We start from the raw sequence: 17,469 nt of genomic DNA, 5'->3' as shown, positions 1-17,469 counted from the left end.
CCGCCGGCTGCGGGCACCGGGACCCGCGCGGCATCCCTGCCCGACCCGAACCGGTCATCGGGCACAGACGGTCAGGTCAGAGGCTGCCCAACAGCCTGGTCACGGTGATCTCGATGACCACCCGTTCCGGATTCGGGCGCGGTGTCCGATACCGCTCGGCGTACCGCCGCTCCGCCTCCGCCACGGCGGCCGGATCCGACTGCAGCACCGCACGACCCTCGATGGTCAACCAGCGGCGGCCATCCACGTGGCACACGGCCACCGCCGCGCCCGCCGCGCCCGCCGCCGCCACCTGACGGGCCTTGCGGGAGGCGCCGGAGGTGATGACCCGGGCCAGGCCGGCCGCCGGGTCGAGAGTCACCCCGACCGGTACGACATGCGGGGTGCCGTCCGCCCGCAGGGTGGTCAGCGTCGCCAGGTGTCGTTCGGCGCAGAAGGCGACAACCCGCTCATCGTGCACGTCCAACCGATGATCGCCCGTCATGCCCGTCCCCTGTTCGCCGAACCGACCCTGATCATGGCACGCGGCGACGCACCTGACCCCGATCCGGTGGGGCGTCCGGCTGACCGGGCAGCTGGCGACCCGCCGCCCGACGTTGGTGCACCAACCGGGTCAGGTAGATCAACGCGGCGGCCAGGACACCCATGTCGTCCAGGTAGATCGGGTCCGGCAGAACGTCGACCGGGAAGATCGTGTAGATCAGCGCCCCGTAGAAGGCGACCTTGCCGCCCGCGCCCAGCCCGGTCAGCATCCGCCGGGTACGCACCACCCGCACCGCCAGCACCACGGCACCGACCAGTGTGGCGAGCGCCAGGATGCTGGCGATCACCACGAGGACCCACGCCTGTCGGGACATGCCGTCACGCTAACCCACCCGAGCCCACGCGGCTCAGAACGCGGGCACCGTCGCACGGCCGCGTGCGGTCACCTTGTTCTCCCGGGTCTGCTCGACGTTCTCCCGGGGCTGCGCGCCCACCGGTCGGGCAACCTCGCTCAGCGGCAGCACCGACGCCGACTCGGCGACCCGTCGTCCGGTCGCGGCGTGCGCCTCCTCGCGCAGACTGCGAGCCGCGGCCACCGCCAACTCCGCCGCCCGCCACGCGGCCTGCTCCCGCTCGCGGGCTGCGGCGTGCCGGGCCGCCAGGTTGTCCCGGATCGCCCGCTGGAGCACCAGCTCCTGCTCGACCGGGTGCAGTCGTGGGTCCCAACCGTCGCGGTGCGCGAAGACGTCGCTGAGCTGCTCCACCGACAGCTCCCGCCGCCAGTACGCATCCAGCGCCGCCCGGTGCAGGTAGCGCTCGCGGTCCGCGTACTCGGCGGGGGTGCGTGCGGTGTGCGGCAGCGGCATCGCGGCCGCCGCGTCGAGCCGCCGTACGCCAGCCTCGGCCGCCTCGTACGCCAGCCAGGCCGCCTCGACGGCCTCCTGGGCGGCCACCCACTCCGCCCGGCGGCGCTGCACGGTGGTGGTCGCCCGCTCCGCGGCCACCGCGACCTCCTGCGCGTAGCGGCTCTGCTCCCGCTCCTCCTGCGCCTGCTCAAGTTGGCTCGGCATGGCGGCGCGGCGGATCCGGGAGCCCGGGTCGAAGCGGAACCGACCGGGCCGCAGCAGGAGAGCGGCGACGGCGACGGCTACCACCCCGAGCAGGCTCAGCCAGATGACGGCGGCCCGGGAGAGGTCTGGCAGGACGGCGGAGAGGATGGTTTGCATGATCAGCACCTCGCGGTCGAAGGCGGGTATCGACGGGCGGCAGGAAGGCGCGGCAGCACCGGTCGGCCCGGTGGCGGGATGGTCCCGTCGACGGCGAACTCAGGTGCCGTGCGGGAGGATCAGCCGGGATCGGGCCCCGGGGATCGCCGGGCCTGGCTCAGCGGGCGGGCGGGCCGCGTCGTGCAGGAGAGCCACGGCCGGGATCGATGGCCGGGACGTGCACCGGGCCCGCCGCGACCGGACCGGTCGCCGTGGCGGTATCGAGCGTGCCAGCCGGCGGGGCTTCAGCGGGCTGGGCGGCCCGCTGGTTGGCCGGACCGGCGTCGGGGCGGACACTTGCCACCCGGCTGCTCACGGCACTGGGCCGCAGCTGCGCGGGGGCGGGCGGTGGGGTCGCGGCGAGAGCGGCACCGAGGCCGACCGCGAGCACCAGCGCGGTGACCGCCAGACGGGTCAGTTCCCGCAGTGACCGCAGCACAGCCCACCTGGCTGGGCGGACAGAAGCTGCGGACGACACCCGACCAACCTATCGCCCGTCCTGCTCCACCGCAGCACGGCGAACGACCGCGCGGGCGTGACCGCCACCACCATGCGCACTGTGGACGGCGTCGGTCGGGGGCCGGGAACGGCAGTGCCCCCGATCGGATCGGCTCCGATCGGGGGCACCGTGCATCGTCGGGGTGGCACCGCCGGTGGGGTGGGCGTGCCGGCGGCGGACCGTGGTCAGTCGCCGGTGCCGAGCACCCGGGGCGCCGCCTTCTCGTCGCCCTGCCACACCATCTCGTCCTCGGTCAACCAGGTCAGCCGCTCGTCGGACTCGTCGTCCTGCGCTCGACCCTGCCCGCCGAGCACACCGGGGCGGCCGCCGTTGGACCCCGGTCGGGCGTTGCCGCCGGTCATGGCTGGGCGTCCGCCGCTCCCACCGCGCTGGCCGTCGATGCTGCGCCCGACCCCGTTGGCGGCGCGGGTCTCCGCCGGAGCCGCACCACCGCCGGTCGGTCGAGCCGAAGTGGGGGCCGCGTTGCCCGAGCCCGCGAGCGCGCCGCTGCGCAACACCCCGCCGGCCGGTGACCCGCCCTGTGCTCCGTAGAGCAGGCCGGGACCGGTGCTCGCCGCAGCAGGTGCGCCGGCCGGCCCGGACAGCCCGACCAGCCCGGCGGCACCCCCGCCGAGCAGCGCGCCGCCGACCAGTGGGTCGGCTCCGGCGAGGGAGGTGCCGCGGTCAGTGAGATCGCTGCCAGCGCCGATCGGCGCGGTGACGACAGCCGGGCTGCCACCGGTGCCCGAGCCGACCTCGCCCGGAGTCGAACCGTCGCCCGGCAGTTGGGCGACGCGGTCGGGCGACGAGATGGTCGCGTCACCGGTGCGCGCAGAGTCCGCGCCGGTGTTGGGGCCGCCGGACACCCTGGCGATGGCCGAGACACTCTGTGGCGTCGTCGGATCCTTGCGGGCGGTGGTCGGAGTGTCCGGGTCCGGCGGGGGCGGCTCGACCACCCGGTCGTAGGCGGAGATCTCGTAACTGTTGGCCAGGCCGGCCACCAGGTTCACCATCCGCTGGTGGGCCTTCTCCTGCTCAGCCTTGTCCTGCTGGTGACCCGCGATGCCCCCGACGATCAGACCGGTCAGACCGAAGGCCGCGCCACCCTTGATCGCGCCGCCGATCGCCTTGTCGTTGTCGTCGGTCTCCTCCGGGCTCTCGGCCTGCTTGTGGGCGGCGCGCAGATGGTCGGCCATCATGGTCAACCCCTGCTTGATGCCGGCCATCCCTTCGCCCAACGCGTCGGTGTGGGCGACGATCAGGCTGAGTCGCCGATGGAACTCCCGACCCGCCGAACCCGTCCACGTGTTGGCGAGCTTGTCGAGGTCGCCGCTCAGATCCCGGCCGAGGCCGTCGAGGATGCCCTTGAGCTCGGCCCACTGGGTGGCCACGCCCTCGATCTGCTCCGGCTTGCCCGCCATCAGGCCGTCGTACAGCTGCTGGTGGCTGTTGCCCTGATAGCGCTGGGTGTATTCAGACACGCCCGTCCTCCTTCGGCTGAAACGCCCGGTCGACCGGGTTCAGCGCGGCGGTGACATCGTCGGCGTTGGCCGCGTTACGCGCCTCGGCGGTGCGGTAGTTGCTCAGGATCGTGCTGGTCGCCTGCTGTGCCGCCAGCACCGCCTGCCGGATCCGTTCGGCCTGGTCGACATAGGACTGGTGCACCTCGCTGTAGCGACGCGCCTTGTCGGTGGCGTCGAAGAACGAGCCCAGGGCCGGAGGACGGCACTGCATCTCGGTGTTGAGCTTGCGCAGCACCGACTCGGCCTGGCTCAACCGTGACGCCAGGTGCTCGTGGAAGTCCTCAAGGGACAACAGGTCGACTTCCGTACGCCCGGCCATGGCAACATCCCCGTCGTTCTGGTTGACAACCGTCAGCGACATTCAGGTTAGTCCACCAGTGCGACTCCGGGCGACCCGCCGAAGCTGCTCAGCCGTCGGCGCCGGTCGATTCCGTGGACCCCCCGCCGGTCCCGCCGCTCGACGGAGTGCCACCGGTCGAACTCGACGGTGTCGACCCCGACGGTGGCGCCGCGGACGACGACCCCGACGGTGGCGCCGCGGACGACGACCCCGACGGTGGCGCCGCGGACGGCGTGCCCGACGGTGGCGCCGCGGACGGTGAGCCCGACCTCGGCGCGGCCGACGGTGGTGCGGACGGTGCCGGCCCGTCGGGAGCGAAGACGGCGAACGCGTCCTCGCGGTCCAGAGTCGGCCCGGTCGGGATCAGTGCGAGCAGGGAGCCGGGCACCGCCAGCGGGGTGATCCCGCCGTAGCCGAGCACGTCCAGTGTCGCCGCCGAGCCGAGCGGATACCGGATGCCCTGCGGGCTGATCAGGTAGATCGTCGATCCGGCGGCGCCGGACCCGCTGGTCCCGGCACCGGGCGAGGCCTGGGCGATGACCCCCTTGCCGCCGGGCAGCAGCACCGCCTCGGCGGTGCGTACGGCGTCGCGCCTGGTCTGGCGCACCGGTACCAGGCCCGGATCGCTGTCGGTCAACTCGGTCGGCACCCGGTCGAAGACCTCCAGGGTGGTGGTCGGCGGGCCGCCCGAGCTGTCCTTGCGGTACGTCGCGCACAGCGTGGTCTGACCGGGCTGGGCCGGGTAGAGGGCGGGCATCGTCGGGGGCACCCCCTCCTCCTCGATCCGCCGCTCCTCGAACGCCTCGCTGGCCTGGTTCGGGGTGATGTCGGTGATCCGACCGCCGTTGCTGACGAGCAGCAGAGCGGTGATCTCACTGATCGAGACGAGAGCGTCCCGGGTCAGCACGTAGTGCCGCCCGGCGGCCTTGAACACCGAACCGACGTCGTACGACTGCCCGGCCACCTTGCGACTGCTGGGCTCGCCCTCACCGGGCAACGACGGCCGGCGCAGCGGTGGCCCGGCCGGCACGGCGTTGAGCAGTTGCTGCCCGACCTGGAGTCGCTCGGTGCCGGCCATCCGCAGCGCCGTGATCGTGCGGGACGGGTCGAGCAGTTGGAGTCGGGTGTTGTTGGTGACCAGGTACCGCTGGTCGTTCACCGAGACCAGCACCGCCCGGTCGCCCAGCGGCGTGCCGCCGGGCAGGGCCCGGTCGATCACCAGGCGGGTGCTGGACCGCTGCCGGTCGACCGGGTCCGGCACGTCGCAGACCGACCAGGGCAGCCCGGTCAGCGACTTGCGGTCCGGCAGGGCGTCCGGTGCACCGACGATGCCGACGGTGACGCCGCGGGGCCGGTCCCGCAGCGACGCCTGGGACATCGTCCGCACCTGGGCACTCGCGTCGTTCACGATGAGGCGCGCCGAGGTGTAGTTGAGCGTCGGGTGCAGTTTGCCCTCGATGAACACGTACGTCGCGCCGGTCTCCCGTTCGATGACCAGGGTCTGGTCGTCCAGCGGCGCCGCGCCACCGGTCAACTGGCCGTAGGCACCCACCCCGCCGAGCACGATGGCCGCGGTGAGGACACTGCCGAAGACGGCCATGCCGAGCCGTCGCATCGGCAGGTTGGTGGTCTCCGGATCGCCCGACAGCAAGGCGGAGACGATGCGGCGGGTGACGAAGCGGTACGCCTGCACCTGATCGCGGCGGGTCCGCATGACTTACCTCCGGCGGGGTGGATCCGCGACGATCAGGGTCGGGGTGCCGTCGCGGGCTTCCCTACGATAAGGGGCCGACGGTGGTTCCTTGGGACCACCGCTCGTGGCCGGCACCGGAGGAGACCCGGCGCAGAGTCGTACCGTGCAGGAGGGACAGTCAGCGATGACGCAGGTTCAGGCGCCACCCGCCCGAGCGGTCACGGACCCTGTCGACGTTCCGACCCGGCCGGTGCCCCCGGCCGAGCGGCCCGGCCGTGGGCGGGTCGGCCCCGTGCTGGTCGGGCAGCTCGTCGTACTGGAGTTGTGCGTGGTCGGCGTCTGGGCCGCCACGGCCGGACCCAGCTGGGTGCTCGCCGCGGCGGGCACCGCGGCGCTGCTGGTCGTCCTGGCGGCCTTCGCCCGTCGGGGTGGCCGCTGGTGGTTCGAGGACCTGCTGCTGCGCCGGCGGTTGCGGCGACGCGGTGAGCGGGCGTCGGCCGCGCTGGCCAGCGGCACGGCGACCGACCCGAGGTTGGCCGCGCTCGCCCCTGAGCTGAGCGTCATCGAGCTGACCGACCGAGGCACCCGGCTCGGCATCGGACGTGACGACCAGGGCTGGTTCGCCGCCGTCGCCCTGCAGTCCGCGACCGGTGCGGCGGTCGGCTCCGTCGACGCCACCGCGGTGGACCGCGCGCTGCGGGTGCTCGCGGACTTCAGCGCCCCGGTCTCCCGGGCCCAGGTCGTCGCGCACACGTTGGTCTGGTACCCGGCACCCGGTGCGCCGCCGGCGGCCCACCGGACCGTGTGGGTGGCGCTGCGGCTCACCGTCCGGGACGCCCGGGTCGAGGCGGTGAGCCGGGGCGGCGGGCTGACCGGCGTACATCGGACGGTGGCGGCCGGGATCGGCCGGCTCGGCAAGGCGCTGACCTCGGCGGGGCTGGCCCATCGCCCGCTGGGTCGGGAGGAGCTACGTGCGGCAATCGTCTCGGCCGCCGGTCTGGACCTGGTGCCCGAGGCGCCGGCGGAGAGTTGGCATGGGTTGCGCGGCGGCGGCTGGACGCACCGCTGCATGGCTCTGCGGGGCCGCTTCGACGCGCCGCTCGGGCCGCTCGTGGACGCGATCACCGCGACCTCGGCGCCGTCGCACACGGTGGCCGTGACCGTCTCGTCGGACGGTCGGGTGGCGGCACCGCTGTTGCGGGTCGCGGCGATGGACAACCACGTCGAGGCCCTGGTCAAGGTGGTTCGTGAGGTCGCCGGCCGGGTGGGCGCGTCCACCCGGCCGATGGACGGTCAGCATGCTCCGGGCGTCTACGCCACCGCTCCGGTCGCGTCGGCGCTGGGCGTCTCCACCGGTCCGCGGTCGCGCTGACCGGTGCGTCGGCGCCGCACGGTCAGGGTCGGAGGTTGACGATCCAGCCGTAGAGGCCGCAGACCCAGAAGGCGAGCGGCACCAGCGAGATGATGAGCAGGATCTCGGCGATGTCGAGCAGGCGGCCCCAGACCGGTGAGATGCGCTTGCCGGCGACGGTCAGACCGTAGATCAGGCTGATCACCGCGGCGAGCACCAGACCGCCCAGAATCAGGCCCAGCCGGACCGCCAGCGAACCACCGGCGAAGGTGGTCGCGGCGGCCAGGCCCAGACCCACGGTGCCGGCCAGCAGCACCGGGGTGCGCTGCGCCCGGCCCAGGAGGGGGCGGGCCCGCAGCAGCGCCAGCAGGGCCAGCACCAGGCACAGCAGCACCGCGGGCAGGCGCCCGTCCAGAGCCAGCACGAGTTGTGCGCCCAGCACCAGCAGCGACACCGTCCACAGCAGACCGGTCAGGAACTGGTCGGCGCGCTCACTCTGCTGGAGCACCTGCCGGCCGTCCACCGACTCGCTGTCGGTCTTCAGGTCCTCCGGACCGGTCGGAATCGACGGCACCGGCAGCCGGGCCAGCCGGTAGGCCATCATCGGCAGCGCCGGCACCACGCCGAACGCGACCGCCGCGACCACCGCGGCGGAGGCCGCTGCGTCGAGGCCGAGGACCAGGCAGAGCACCGCGCCCAGGCCGGTCGCGGCCGCGACCCCGATCGCGGCGAAGAAGAGGGGGTACCGGTCGCCGACCGCCAGCACGGCAACCGCGCCGGCCACCACCGCGGCGGTCGCCGCGAGCAGGACATGCGGACTGGCCAGGTCGGTCAGCGATCGATCGCCGGCGAGCAGCAGCAGGCCGCCGGTGGCCGCGTGCACAAGGCCGACCAGGGCCAGCACCGCGCCGATGCCGCTGTCACCGGCGGCCCTGGAAAGCACCGCCGCGCCCACCAGCAGCGCCACCGCGACCAGCAGCGCTGCCAGCGCGCCGGGCAGGTGCGGCGGACCGGCGAAGAGGGCGGCCAGCGCGCCGGCGCCGAACGCCGCCGCCGCGAAGACCACAGCGAAGGAGCGGGTCGCGCCGACCTGCCAGGCGCCGGGGCGCTGGTTGGTCGCGGTGGCGACCGCGTCCACCACGTCGTCGAAGACGATCTCCGGCGCGGCGTCGGACCGGGGGTTGAAGTAGAGCACCTCACCGTCCCGGACGCTGAGCTGCGCCGCGGTACGACCACCGTCGAGGGGCGCACCGCCCAACCGGGACAGTGCCCAGCCGCCGTGCCGAGCACCCTCGTCGGCCATGTCCTCACCGGCGTAGCGCAGCAGGGTGGGGAGCAGGTCGGCCAACGGCACATCCGACGGCAGCGCCAGATCCATCCGGGTACGCGGAGCCACGATGGTGATCCGGCTGAGACCACCGGTCGCCGTCTTCGTCGCCACAGTGGCCTCCAGGTGTGCGTCTGTGATCGGCTGGCTGGAATGCTGCGGTCCGGGTCCACCGCGCACACGGCAGATTACCTACGATGACGGCACGTACGATGCCCACCCGCGGGCGGTGTTCCGCGGGCCGCACGTCATCAGGGCCGCTTCTGGGGAGGAGACAGCCGTGAGCACGGTGGTGTTCCGCCGGCTCCCGCGTCAGCCGGGGCCGGCCTTACCGCGCGGCGAGGTGCTGCTGGAGTCGCCTCCCGAGCTGCCCGAGCCGACGCCCCGCGGGATGGGGCAGCTGCTCATGATCCTGCCGATGTTCTGCGGGGTCGGCGCCATGGCGTTCCTCTACGCCGGCAAGGGCGGCGGCATGATGACCTACGTGGCCGGTGGTCTGTTCGGTGTCTCGATGCTCGGCATGGCGATCGGCTCGCTGGCCAACAGCGGTGGCAAGGACAAGGCCGAGCTGAACGCCGATCGCCGCGACTACATGCGCTACCTGGCGCAGATGCGCAAGCGCACCCGGCGTGCCGCCGAGCAGCAGCGGGCCGCGATGGCCTGGCGGCACCCGGAGCCCGACGCCCTCTGGTCGATCGCCGCCTCCCGGCGGCTCTGGGAGCGACGGATCACCGAGGACGACTTCGGTGAGACCCGGATCGCCCTCGGCCCGCAGCGGCTCGCCGTGGAGATCGTCCCACCGGAGACGAAGCCGGTGGAGGACCTGGAGCCGATGAGCGCCATCGCGCTTCGCCGGTTCGTCCGGGCACACTCCACGGTGCCCGACCTGCCCACGGCGCTGTCGGTGCGCGCGTTCAGCAGGGTGGTGCTGCGCGGCGACCGCGAGCCGGTGCTCGACCTGACCCGGGCGGCGCTGGGGCAGCTGGCCACCTTCCACGCACCGGACGACCTGGTGATCGCGGTGGTCGCCGCACCCGACCGGCAGTCGTCCTGGGGCTGGGTGAAGTGGCTGCCACACGCCCACCACAGCGGTCGTACGGACGCGGCCGGCGCGCGCCGGCTGGTCTTCGCCAGCCTCGCCGAGGCCGAGGCCGCGCTCGCCGCCGAGCTGGGCGGGCGGCCCCGGTTCGCGCCGGAGGCCAAGCCGCTGACCACCGCCCCGCACCTGGTCGTGGTGATCGACGGCGGGGAGATCTCGCCGACCTGCCAGCTGGTGGGCCCGGGGCTGCTCGGCGCCACAGTGATCGACCTTTCCGGGACGGTGCCGCGCGACGCCGGCCGCTGGCTGCTCTGCCTCGACGTGAATGACGGAAGCTCACTCGACCTGGTCCGGGGCAGTTCGTCGTCGACGCTGGGCCGGCCCGACCGGCTCAGCGCCGAGGCCGCCGAGGGGCTGGCCCGACAGATCGCCCCCTTCCGACTCTCCCAGCAGCAGACCGGCGGCGACGAGCCGCTGGCCCGCAGCACGGAGCTGCCGGACCTGCTCGGCGTCGGTGACGCCGCGGCGGTGGACGTGCAGAACACCTGGCGCCCGCGTGGGCACCGCGACCGGCTGCGCATCCCGCTCGGCCTCGGCCCGGACGGCAACGTGGTCGAGCTCGACTTCAAGGAGTCGGCGCACGAGGGCATGGGCCCGCACGGTCTGGTGATCGGTGCGACCGGCTCCGGCAAGAGCGAACTGCTGCGTACGGTGGTGGCCGCGTTGGCGGTGACCCACTCGTCGGAGGAACTGAACTTCGTCCTGGTCGACTTCAAGGGCGGTGCGACCTTCGCCTCGCTGGAGGCGCTGCCGCACACCAGCGCGGTGATCACCAACCTGGCCGACGAGCTGCCGTTGGTCGACCGGATGCGCGACGCGCTCGCCGGAGAGATGGTGCGCCGGCAGGAGCTGCTGCGGGCGGCCGGCAACTACGTCTCCCGCTTCGAGTACGAGAAGGCGCGCTCGGCCGGTGAGCCGCTGGCGCCGATGCCCAGCTTGTTGATCATCTGTGACGAGTTCAGCGAACTGCTCGCCGCCAAACCGGACTTCATCGACCTGTTCGTGATGATCGGCCGGTTGGGTCGGTCCCTCGGCGTGCACCTGCTGCTGGCCAGCCAGCGCCTCGAAGAGGGCAAGCTGCGGGGCCTCGACACCCACCTGTCGTACCGGATCGGTCTGCGGACGTTCTCCGCGGTGGAGAGCCGGATCGTGCTCGGCGTACCGGACGCGTACGAGCTGCCGAACGCGCCGGGCCACGGCTACCTGAAGACGGACACCAGCACCATGCTGCGGTTCCGGGCCGCGTACGTGTCGGGGGCGTACCGGGCGCCGGGGCAGCAGGCCTCCGCCTCGCAGGCGCTGGTGCAGCGCCGGATCGTGCCGTACGGTCTCGACTTCGTTCCGGTGCAGGTCCCGCAGGTGCCGGTGGCCACCGCCCCGGAGCCGGAGCAGCCGGCCGACGGCAAGGCCGTGGCGATGCTCGACGTGCTGATCGACCAGCTCAAGGGTCGGGGCCGCCCGGCCCACCAGGTGTGGCTGCCGCCGCTGGCCGACCCGCCGGGCCTGGGTGAGCTGCTCGGCCCGCTGGCGGTCGACCCGACCTACGGGTTGTGCACCGCCTCCTGGCCCGGGCGTGGGCGACTGACCGTGCCGGTCGGCGTGGTGGACCGCCCCTACGAGCAGCGTCGGGACCCGATGATGGTCGAGCTGGCCGGGGCCGGCGGCAACGTGGTCATCGTCGGTCGGTCGATGAGTGGCAAGAGCACGATGCTGCGTACGCTGCTGGCCTCGCTGGCGCTCACGCACACGCCGCGGGAGGTGCAGTTCTTCTGCCTGGACTTCGGCGGGGGCGCGCTGCGCAGCATGGAGCGGTTGCCGCACCTGGCCGGGGTGGCCGGGCGGCGCGACGTCGAGGCGGTCCGTCGGACGGTGGCCGAGGTGGTCGCCGTCCTGGACGAGCGGGAGGCTCGTTTCGCCCAGCACGGCATCGACTCGGTGGCGAGCTACCGCCGTCGTCGTGCCGCCGGGGAGTTCGCCGACGACCCGTTCGGCGACGTGTTCCTGGTGGTGGACGGGTGGAACACCCTGCGCCAGGAGTACGAGGAGCTGGAGCAGACCATCACCACGTTGGCCAACCGGGGCCTCGGCTTCGGTGTGCACGTGGTGCTCACCGCCGTACGGTGGGCGGAGATCCGGATCAACATGCGGGATCTGCTCGGCACCAAGTTGGAGCTGCGCCTCGGCGACGCGTCGGAGTCCGAGATCGACCGTCGGGCGGCGAACAACGTGCCGGAGAAGTCGCCCGGTCGTGGCCTGACCCGGGACAAGCTGCACTTCCTCACCGCCATCTCGCGGATCGACGGCCGCCGCGACATCGACGATCTGAGCGAGGCCTCGCTGTCCCTGGCCGGGCACGTGGCGGCGAACTGGCCGGGTCGCCCGGCGCCGAAGGTGCGGTTGCTGCCGCGCCGGCTGCCGGTGGCGGAGCTGGCCCGGATCATCGACCGCTCGGCACCCGGTCTCCCGATCGGCGTCAACGAGTCGGCACTCGCGCCGGTCTACCTGGACCTGGCCAACGAGCCGCACCTGACGGTCTTCGGCGACGCGGAGTGCGGCAAGACCAACCTGCTGCGCCTGATCGCGCGGGGAATCACCGAGCGGTACACGCCGGCGCAGGCCCGGCTGGTGATCGCCGACTACCGGCGTGGCCTGCTGGGGGCGGTGGAGGGTGACCACCTGCTCGACTACGCCCCGTCGAACCAGGCGTTCGCCCAGGGGCTCGGGTCGATCCGCAGCGCGCTGTCCAATCGACTGCCCGGCCCGGACGTGACGACCGCCCAGCTGCGTGATCGGAGCTGGTGGAAGGGTCCGGATCTCTACATCCTGGTGGACGACTACGACCTGGTGGCCTCTGGCGGCAGCAACCCGCTGAGCGCCCTGCACGAGCTGTTGCCGCAGGCCCGCGACATCGGCCTGCACCTGATCGTCACGCGCCGGGTCGGTGGTGTGTCCAGGGCGCTCTACGAGCCGGTGCTGCAACGGCTTCGCGAGTTGGACTCGCCGGGCCTGCTGATGTCCGGAAACCGGGAGGAGGGCGCGGTCTTCGGCACGTTGCGACCGAGCCCGCAACCGCCCGGCCGGGGCACCCTGGTTCGCCGCCGCGATGGCCAGCAGTTGATTCAGACCGCCTGGTCCGAGCCGACCTGAGCGCGGTCGGTCGTTCGGTAGGGGGTGGTGGGCCGATCCGGCCCGATTCACCACCATCCATCGAAGGTCACCGGTCAGGGCTGCGAGGGCTGGACACGTTCCGCTACGGTCTTCACAGGAGTGTCCGTCGGTGGGGTGTTGCTGCCTTGCCGCGGGGGAGGATGCGGCGAAGCCGCCACCACAACAGACGGAAGGGTGTGAAGCATGGCGTTCGAGGTCGAAGCTGCGACTCTGCATACCGCCGCGAGTGACGTGCGGTCCACGCGCAGCGAGGTCGACGGCGAGCTGAAGAAGCTGTGGAACGTGGTCGACGACCTGGCCATCGCGTGGAAGGGTCAGGCGTCCACGGGCTTCCAGTCGCTGATGACGCGCTGGAACGAGGACACCGTCAAACTGCTGACGGCGATGGACAGCATCGCTGACCTGCTCGACAAGTCGGGTACGACGCACCAGGTCAACGACGAAGAGCAGCAGCAGATGCTGGACAAGTTCCACTCTGCTCTCAACCCGTGATCCGTAGCCGGCAGAGGAGGAAAACGTGACGATCAAAGTTGACTATGCGGTCCTCGAGAGCAGCAACCAGCAGATGCAAGCCATCTCGAAGACCCTCGAGGAAAAGCTTGACACGCTGCGGTCGATGCTGACCAAGCTGCACTGGGACGGCGAGGACCGGGTTGCCTACGAGCAGCACCAGGCGAAGTGGGACGCGGCGGTCCGGGACATCAACCGGATCCTGAACGAGATCGGCGGTGCCGTGGGCATCGCCCGCGAAAACTACCTCACCACGGAGATGAGCAACTCCAAGGTGTGGAGCTGAGGCATTAGCACTGGCGGCTCCGGTCCGGTTCGCCCGGCCCGGAGCCGCTCTGTGTCTGGCGTTGGCGCCGGCACGGGGCTGCGGTGCGCCGCTCAGCCGCCAGTTGGGGCGTCGGTGCGTCGGCCGGGGCGCCAGTCGCGTCGGCGGCCAAGGGCCATGATCGGTCGCGCGACCAGCAGCAGCCCGGCGAGCAGCCCGCCGATGACCGCCGCCCAGATCGCGGTGGGGCGCTGCCAGCTCAGCGGGTCTTCCCGCACGGCGGGCGCCGGCAGCGCGTCGGCCGGCGGGTTCGCCCGGGTGCCGAGCAGGCTCGACACCGCCCGGTACGGGTTGACCATCCCGTGCCCGATGTCGGCGTTCTGGCCCTCGGGTGGGTTGTCCGCGGTGCGTTTCAGCCGATCCGCTACCTGCTGCGGGTCGAGACTGGGGTAGGCGGCCCGGACGAGCGCGGCCACTCCTGACACGTACGCGGCGGCGTAGCTGGTGCCGCCCTCCGGCACGGTGCGGTAGCCGTTGTTTCCGGGCGCCGGCCCGACGATGTTCATCCCGGGTGCGGCGATGTCGACGTAGTCGCCGCTGATCGAGGTGCCGACGTGGCCGCCCTGCTCGTCCACCCCGCCGACCGCGATCACCCCGGGGTACGCGGCCGGGTAACCCGGCAGGTTCTGCGAATCTTCCGACCGGTTGCCCGCGGCGGCGACCAGCACCACCCCTTTGGCCAGCGCGCGCTCGACGGCCTCCGTCAGTTCGGGGCGGGGAATTGTGGTCAGGGACAGGTTGATCACGTCGGCGCCCTGCGCGACCGCCCAGTCGATTGCCGCGGCGATCTGCGCGGGGAGCTGCGGGTTGTTTACCGCGCCGAGTTGCGGCAGAACCCGGATCGGCAGGATGCGGGCGGCCGGGGCGATGCCGCTGAAGGGGACGACAGTGCCCTCCCGGCCCGCGATGATGCCGGCGATCAGCGTGCCGTGCCCGGCCTCGTCGCACTGGCCCTGCCGGGCCGGCAGGCCGTTGAAGTCGCGACCCTCGAGCACCTGCCCCTTGAGCAGCGGGTGGGCGGCGGACACTCCGGAGTCGATCACGGCCACCGTGACCCCGGCGCCCCGGGACAGCGGCCACGCCGAGGACGGCTCCAGCCGGCGGAGCGCCCACGGCATCTGGGTCAGGCTGTCGGTGCCGGTGGGACCGCAGAGGGGCGGCGCGGCGGTCGCGGGGGAGGGTGCCACCAGGCCGGCGCCGAGCAGGACCGCCAGCGTTCCACTGAGGACGCCGCGAAGGGCACGGCGGGACGGGGTCGCGCTCAACGGCGGGCATTCGCGCACCCGCAAAGGTTACCGCCGTGACCGTCGGTCAGCGGCCCCCGGTGACCAGGGTCAGGCCGGGGGCTCTGCCTTCGCGGTGGAAGCGTCGGCGAACAGCGCGAGCAGGTCGCCGACCTGCCGGTCGGCCTCGGCGGGGTGCCGGAACCGGCCGGCCGGGTTGAGGGTGTATTCGTTGCGGCGTCCGACCCGGGTGCGGTGCAGGTAACCGCCCGCCTCCAGGTCGGCGACGATCGCCTGCGCGGCCCGTTCGGTCACCCCGACCTCGGCGGCGACGTCGCGCAGCCGGGCGGTCGGGTCGCGGGCGATGGCCAGCAGGACGTGCCCGTGATTGGTGAGGAACGTCCAGTTCCGCCCGCCGCCGGTGTCGTCCGTCACCGTGCTCGCCATCGTGTGACCGCCTTTCCGGATGTCCGCCTGCCTTCGCGAGAGTCTGGTCCGCCCTGCCCCGGGGAGATTGCCCAGGGGGTGCCCGGAGTCAACGTATGAAATCTAAATCACGCATACCTTGACGCATCTTACGGTGCGTGTGACGGTGGAGCACGAGCCAGCGCCCGCCGCCCGGCCGGCGGAAAGTCGGTTTGACCAGGTCAGATGCGTCGAGACGAGGTGCGGGATGAGTCATACCGGGAGCTCCGGCGGTCAGCCGGGTCCGCAGCGGACCACCGACCGGGCCACCGCGCTCAGCGAGCCGACCCGGGCGTACGCCGAACTGGTCGCCGGCAACCGGCGCTTCGTCGATGGCGCCCCACGCCACCCCAACCAGGATGCCGGGCACCGGGCCGCCGTGGCCGACGGGCAACACCCGTTCGCGGTGATCGTCGGCTGTTCCGACTCGCGGCTGGCCGCCGAGATCATCTTCGACCGGGGCCTGGGCGACCTGTTCGTGGTTCGCACCGCCGGGCACACCGCCGGCCCCGAGGTGCTCGGCAGCGTCGAGTACGCGGTGACCGTCCTCGGCACGCCGCTGGTGGTGGTGCTCGGCCACGACTCGTGCGGTGCGGTGCAGGCCGCCCGGGAGTCCGCCGCGACCGGTACCGCGCCGACTGGCCACCTGCGCGCGGTGGTCGACGCCGTGCTGCCCAGCCTGCGCCGGGCCGCGGCCGAGGGCGTGGACGACATCGACGGCATCGTCGACATCCACATCGCCCAGACCGTCGAGACGTTGCTCGGGCAGTCTCCCGTGCTGGCCGACGCTGTGGCGCGGGAGCGGTGCGCGGTGGTGGGGGTGTCCTACCGGCTGGCCGCCGGAGCGGTGCGCCCGGTGGCCGCCGTACCGGCCGACCTCGCGACGTTGGAGACCCCGGCCGGATCGCCCGAGTCGACCGACCCGGCCACGCCTGCCACCGTCTGACGCGACGAGGGCCGCTCCGCGTCACGCGGAACGGCCCTCGACGGGGATCGTGCGGGTCAGAGCAGCGACATGTGGACGTGGTCGGTGTGGTTCGACGGCCCGCTGTACGAACTCCAGCCGGTGGCCGGGAACCAGATCTGCCGGTTCCAGATCACGTAGTAGATGCCGAGCCGGTCGGCGTTACGGATGAGGAACGCGGCGACGTTGTTGCCGTACGTCCGGGTGTCGTTGTTGTGCCACGGGGAGAATCCGCTCTTCTGTAGCGACCAGTCGCAGGCGCGGCCCTTCGGGTGCTCCCACGGCCCGCCGGGGCGGTAGCAGCCGACGAACCGGTTGAAGCCGGCCGCCTTGACCTCCTTGTAGGCGTGCAGCGTGCGCGGCGTGATGCAGCCGGACGTGGTGGGGTCGTTCTCGCTGCACGACTGGGGCTTCCAGTCACCGTCGGCCGTGCGACCCGGGCCGATCTTCGCGACCTTGGAGGTGGCATCCACCAGGCCGCCGGTGAAACCCTTGCCGCCGACGAGGGAGAGCGCCTTGTCGGCCTCGCTCTTGCGCTTCGCCATCAGGGCGGTCTGCTTCTGCTGCTCGCGGACCTCGGTGTCGAGGGCCAGCTTGGCCTGCTCGGCGCGAGCCTTCACCTCGTTGACCTCGGAGAGCTTCTTCTCGTTGACCATGTTCATCTCGTCGAGCATCCCGGCGCGACGGACGAACGAGTCGGGAGCTTCGCTCTCCAGCAGCATCGCGACCGCGCCGATCCGGCCGGTCCGGTACGCCTGGGCGGCGATCTGCCCGACCTGCGGGGCCAACGCGTCCAGGTCGGCCTTGGCCCGGTCGACCTCCGCGGCCAACTCGCTCTGCCGCTTCTTGGACTTGTCCAGCTTGGACTTTGCGGCGGAGTAGTCGCGGTTGGCCTGCTCGATGACGTCGTTGAGCAGCTTGGGCTCGCCGTCCTCCTCGTGCCCGGAGGGTGTGGGGGTCGTCGGGGCGGCGTGCGCTGGGAGCGGCCCGGCGAGCACTGTCAGTGCGGCGATCACGGCCACCACGGGTGTCATCCAGCGGCGTAGGGGTGCCGTCACAATGTTCCCTTCCGTCGACCGCCGACCGGGTTAGCTGACGGGTTCGGGGCGGAAGTGGCCCCTACCGCTGACGCGGATTCACCCCAGGCACCTGGGTCCCCGGCTCGCCGGCTGGCGATTGGGCGGTGGCACCGCAGGCGCCGCTTCGCGCCTTCATCGGTAACCGGCAGCGAGGT

Annotated in this window: 16 protein-coding genes and 1 riboswitch; of the genes, 5 read left to right on the top strand and 11 right to left on the bottom strand. The window is 72.5% G+C overall.

The features are described 5' to 3' along the window. Positions 1-76: 76 nt before the first annotated feature. From GA0070561_RS04245 to eccB, 7 genes are all read right to left on the bottom strand, one after another. Positions 77-484 carry a pyridoxamine 5'-phosphate oxidase family protein gene (locus GA0070561_RS04245; protein ID WP_091395182.1) on the bottom strand — a complete coding sequence of 136 codons (408 nt, stop codon included), beginning with the start codon at positions 482-484 and terminating at the stop codon, positions 77-79. A gap of 31 nt (positions 485-515) precedes the next feature. Next, positions 516-857 (bottom strand): YkvA family protein, encoded by a 342-nt coding sequence (locus GA0070561_RS04240; RefSeq protein WP_091395179.1) that lies wholly within the window; start codon positions 855-857, stop codon positions 516-518. A 33-nt stretch (positions 858-890) separates the two neighbouring features. Then, positions 891-1,709 carry a hypothetical protein gene (locus tag GA0070561_RS04235; protein ID WP_091397349.1) on the bottom strand — a complete coding sequence of 273 codons (819 nt, stop codon included), beginning with the start codon at positions 1,707-1,709 and terminating at the stop codon, positions 891-893. A gap of 157 nt (positions 1,710-1,866) precedes the next feature. Next, complete coding sequence (locus GA0070561_RS04230; protein WP_091395175.1) at positions 1,867-2,187, bottom strand: hypothetical protein; 321 nt, start codon at positions 2,185-2,187, stop codon at positions 1,867-1,869. Positions 2,188-2,432: 245 nt separating this feature from the next. Further along, positions 2,433-3,728: a WXG100 family type VII secretion target gene (locus GA0070561_RS04225; protein WP_091395171.1), complete on the bottom strand. Its 1,296-nt coding sequence runs from the start codon at positions 3,726-3,728 to the stop codon at positions 2,433-2,435. Next, positions 3,721-4,131 carry a hypothetical protein gene (locus GA0070561_RS04220; RefSeq protein ID WP_225855044.1) on the bottom strand — a complete coding sequence of 137 codons (411 nt, stop codon included), beginning with the start codon at positions 4,129-4,131 and terminating at the stop codon, positions 3,721-3,723. Before GA0070561_RS04220 ends, GA0070561_RS04225 begins: the two co-directional genes overlap by 8 nt. A gap of 46 nt (positions 4,132-4,177) precedes the next feature. Continuing rightward, positions 4,178-5,824: a type VII secretion protein EccB gene (gene eccB / locus GA0070561_RS04215; protein WP_091395165.1), complete on the bottom strand. Its 1,647-nt coding sequence runs from the start codon at positions 5,822-5,824 to the stop codon at positions 4,178-4,180. A 163-nt stretch (positions 5,825-5,987) separates the two neighbouring features. Here eccB and GA0070561_RS04210 point away from each other — a divergent pair, with 163 nt between their 5' ends. Continuing rightward, positions 5,988-7,175, top strand: a complete 1,188-nt coding sequence (locus tag GA0070561_RS04210) for a type VII secretion protein EccE (RefSeq protein WP_091395162.1) — start codon at positions 5,988-5,990, stop codon at positions 7,173-7,175. Positions 7,176-7,197: 22 nt separating this feature from the next. Here GA0070561_RS04210 and eccD read toward each other — a convergent pair whose 3' ends face one another. Further along, a complete protein-coding gene (gene eccD / locus GA0070561_RS04205) occupies positions 7,198-8,595 on the bottom strand; it encodes a type VII secretion integral membrane protein EccD (RefSeq protein ID WP_091395160.1) in 1,398 nt (465 codons plus the stop codon). Between the two features lie 166 nt (positions 8,596-8,761). On the opposite strand from eccD, the gene eccCa reads away from it, so the two are divergent. The 3 genes from eccCa (at position 8,762) to GA0070561_RS04190 (ending at position 13,544) form a co-directional block, all read left to right on the top strand. Next, positions 8,762-12,727 carry a type VII secretion protein EccCa gene (gene eccCa / locus GA0070561_RS04200; protein ID WP_091395159.1) on the top strand — a complete coding sequence of 1,322 codons (3,966 nt, stop codon included), beginning with the start codon at positions 8,762-8,764 and terminating at the stop codon, positions 12,725-12,727. 204 nt (positions 12,728-12,931) lie between these two features. Continuing rightward, on the top strand, positions 12,932-13,240 hold the full coding sequence (locus GA0070561_RS04195) for a WXG100 family type VII secretion target (protein ID WP_030329557.1): 309 nt from the start codon (positions 12,932-12,934) through the stop codon (positions 13,238-13,240). A gap of 25 nt (positions 13,241-13,265) precedes the next feature. Next, positions 13,266-13,544 (top strand): WXG100 family type VII secretion target, encoded by a 279-nt coding sequence (locus GA0070561_RS04190; protein ID WP_030329555.1) that lies wholly within the window; start codon positions 13,266-13,268, stop codon positions 13,542-13,544. 92 nt (positions 13,545-13,636) lie between these two features. Here the strand turns inward: GA0070561_RS04190 and mycP are convergent, their stop codons facing one another. Together mycP and GA0070561_RS04180 are read right to left on the bottom strand one after the other, a co-directional pair. Beyond that, positions 13,637-14,866 carry a type VII secretion-associated serine protease mycosin gene (gene mycP, locus GA0070561_RS04185; protein ID WP_244166055.1) on the bottom strand — a complete coding sequence of 410 codons (1,230 nt, stop codon included), beginning with the start codon at positions 14,864-14,866 and terminating at the stop codon, positions 13,637-13,639. 51 nt (positions 14,867-14,917) lie between these two features. Further along, entirely contained in the window at positions 14,918-15,253 is a 336-nt protein-coding gene (locus tag GA0070561_RS04180; protein WP_091395156.1) for a helix-turn-helix transcriptional regulator, read from the bottom strand. A 226-nt stretch (positions 15,254-15,479) separates the two neighbouring features. Between GA0070561_RS04180 and GA0070561_RS04175 the strand changes: the two genes are divergently transcribed. Further along, a complete protein-coding gene (locus GA0070561_RS04175) occupies positions 15,480-16,217 on the top strand; it encodes a carbonic anhydrase (protein ID WP_091395153.1) in 738 nt (245 codons plus the stop codon). Positions 16,218-16,273: 56 nt separating this feature from the next. Here GA0070561_RS04175 and GA0070561_RS04170 read toward each other — a convergent pair whose 3' ends face one another. After that, entirely contained in the window at positions 16,274-17,293 is a 1,020-nt protein-coding gene (locus GA0070561_RS04170; RefSeq protein ID WP_091395150.1) for a coiled-coil domain-containing protein, read from the bottom strand. Between the two features lie 4 nt (positions 17,294-17,297). Beyond that, a riboswitch (cyclic di-AMP (ydaO/yuaA leader) is annotated at positions 17,298-17,428 on the bottom strand. Between the last annotated feature and the right edge of the window lie 41 nt (positions 17,429-17,469).

Origin of the sequence: Micromonospora saelicesensis (assembly GCF_900091575.1) — a bacterium.
Classification (GTDB): domain Bacteria; phylum Actinomycetota; class Actinomycetes; order Mycobacteriales; family Micromonosporaceae; genus Micromonospora; species Micromonospora saelicesensis.
Note: the sequence above shows the minus strand (reverse complement) of the source record. Positions and strands in the feature narration are given on the sequence as shown.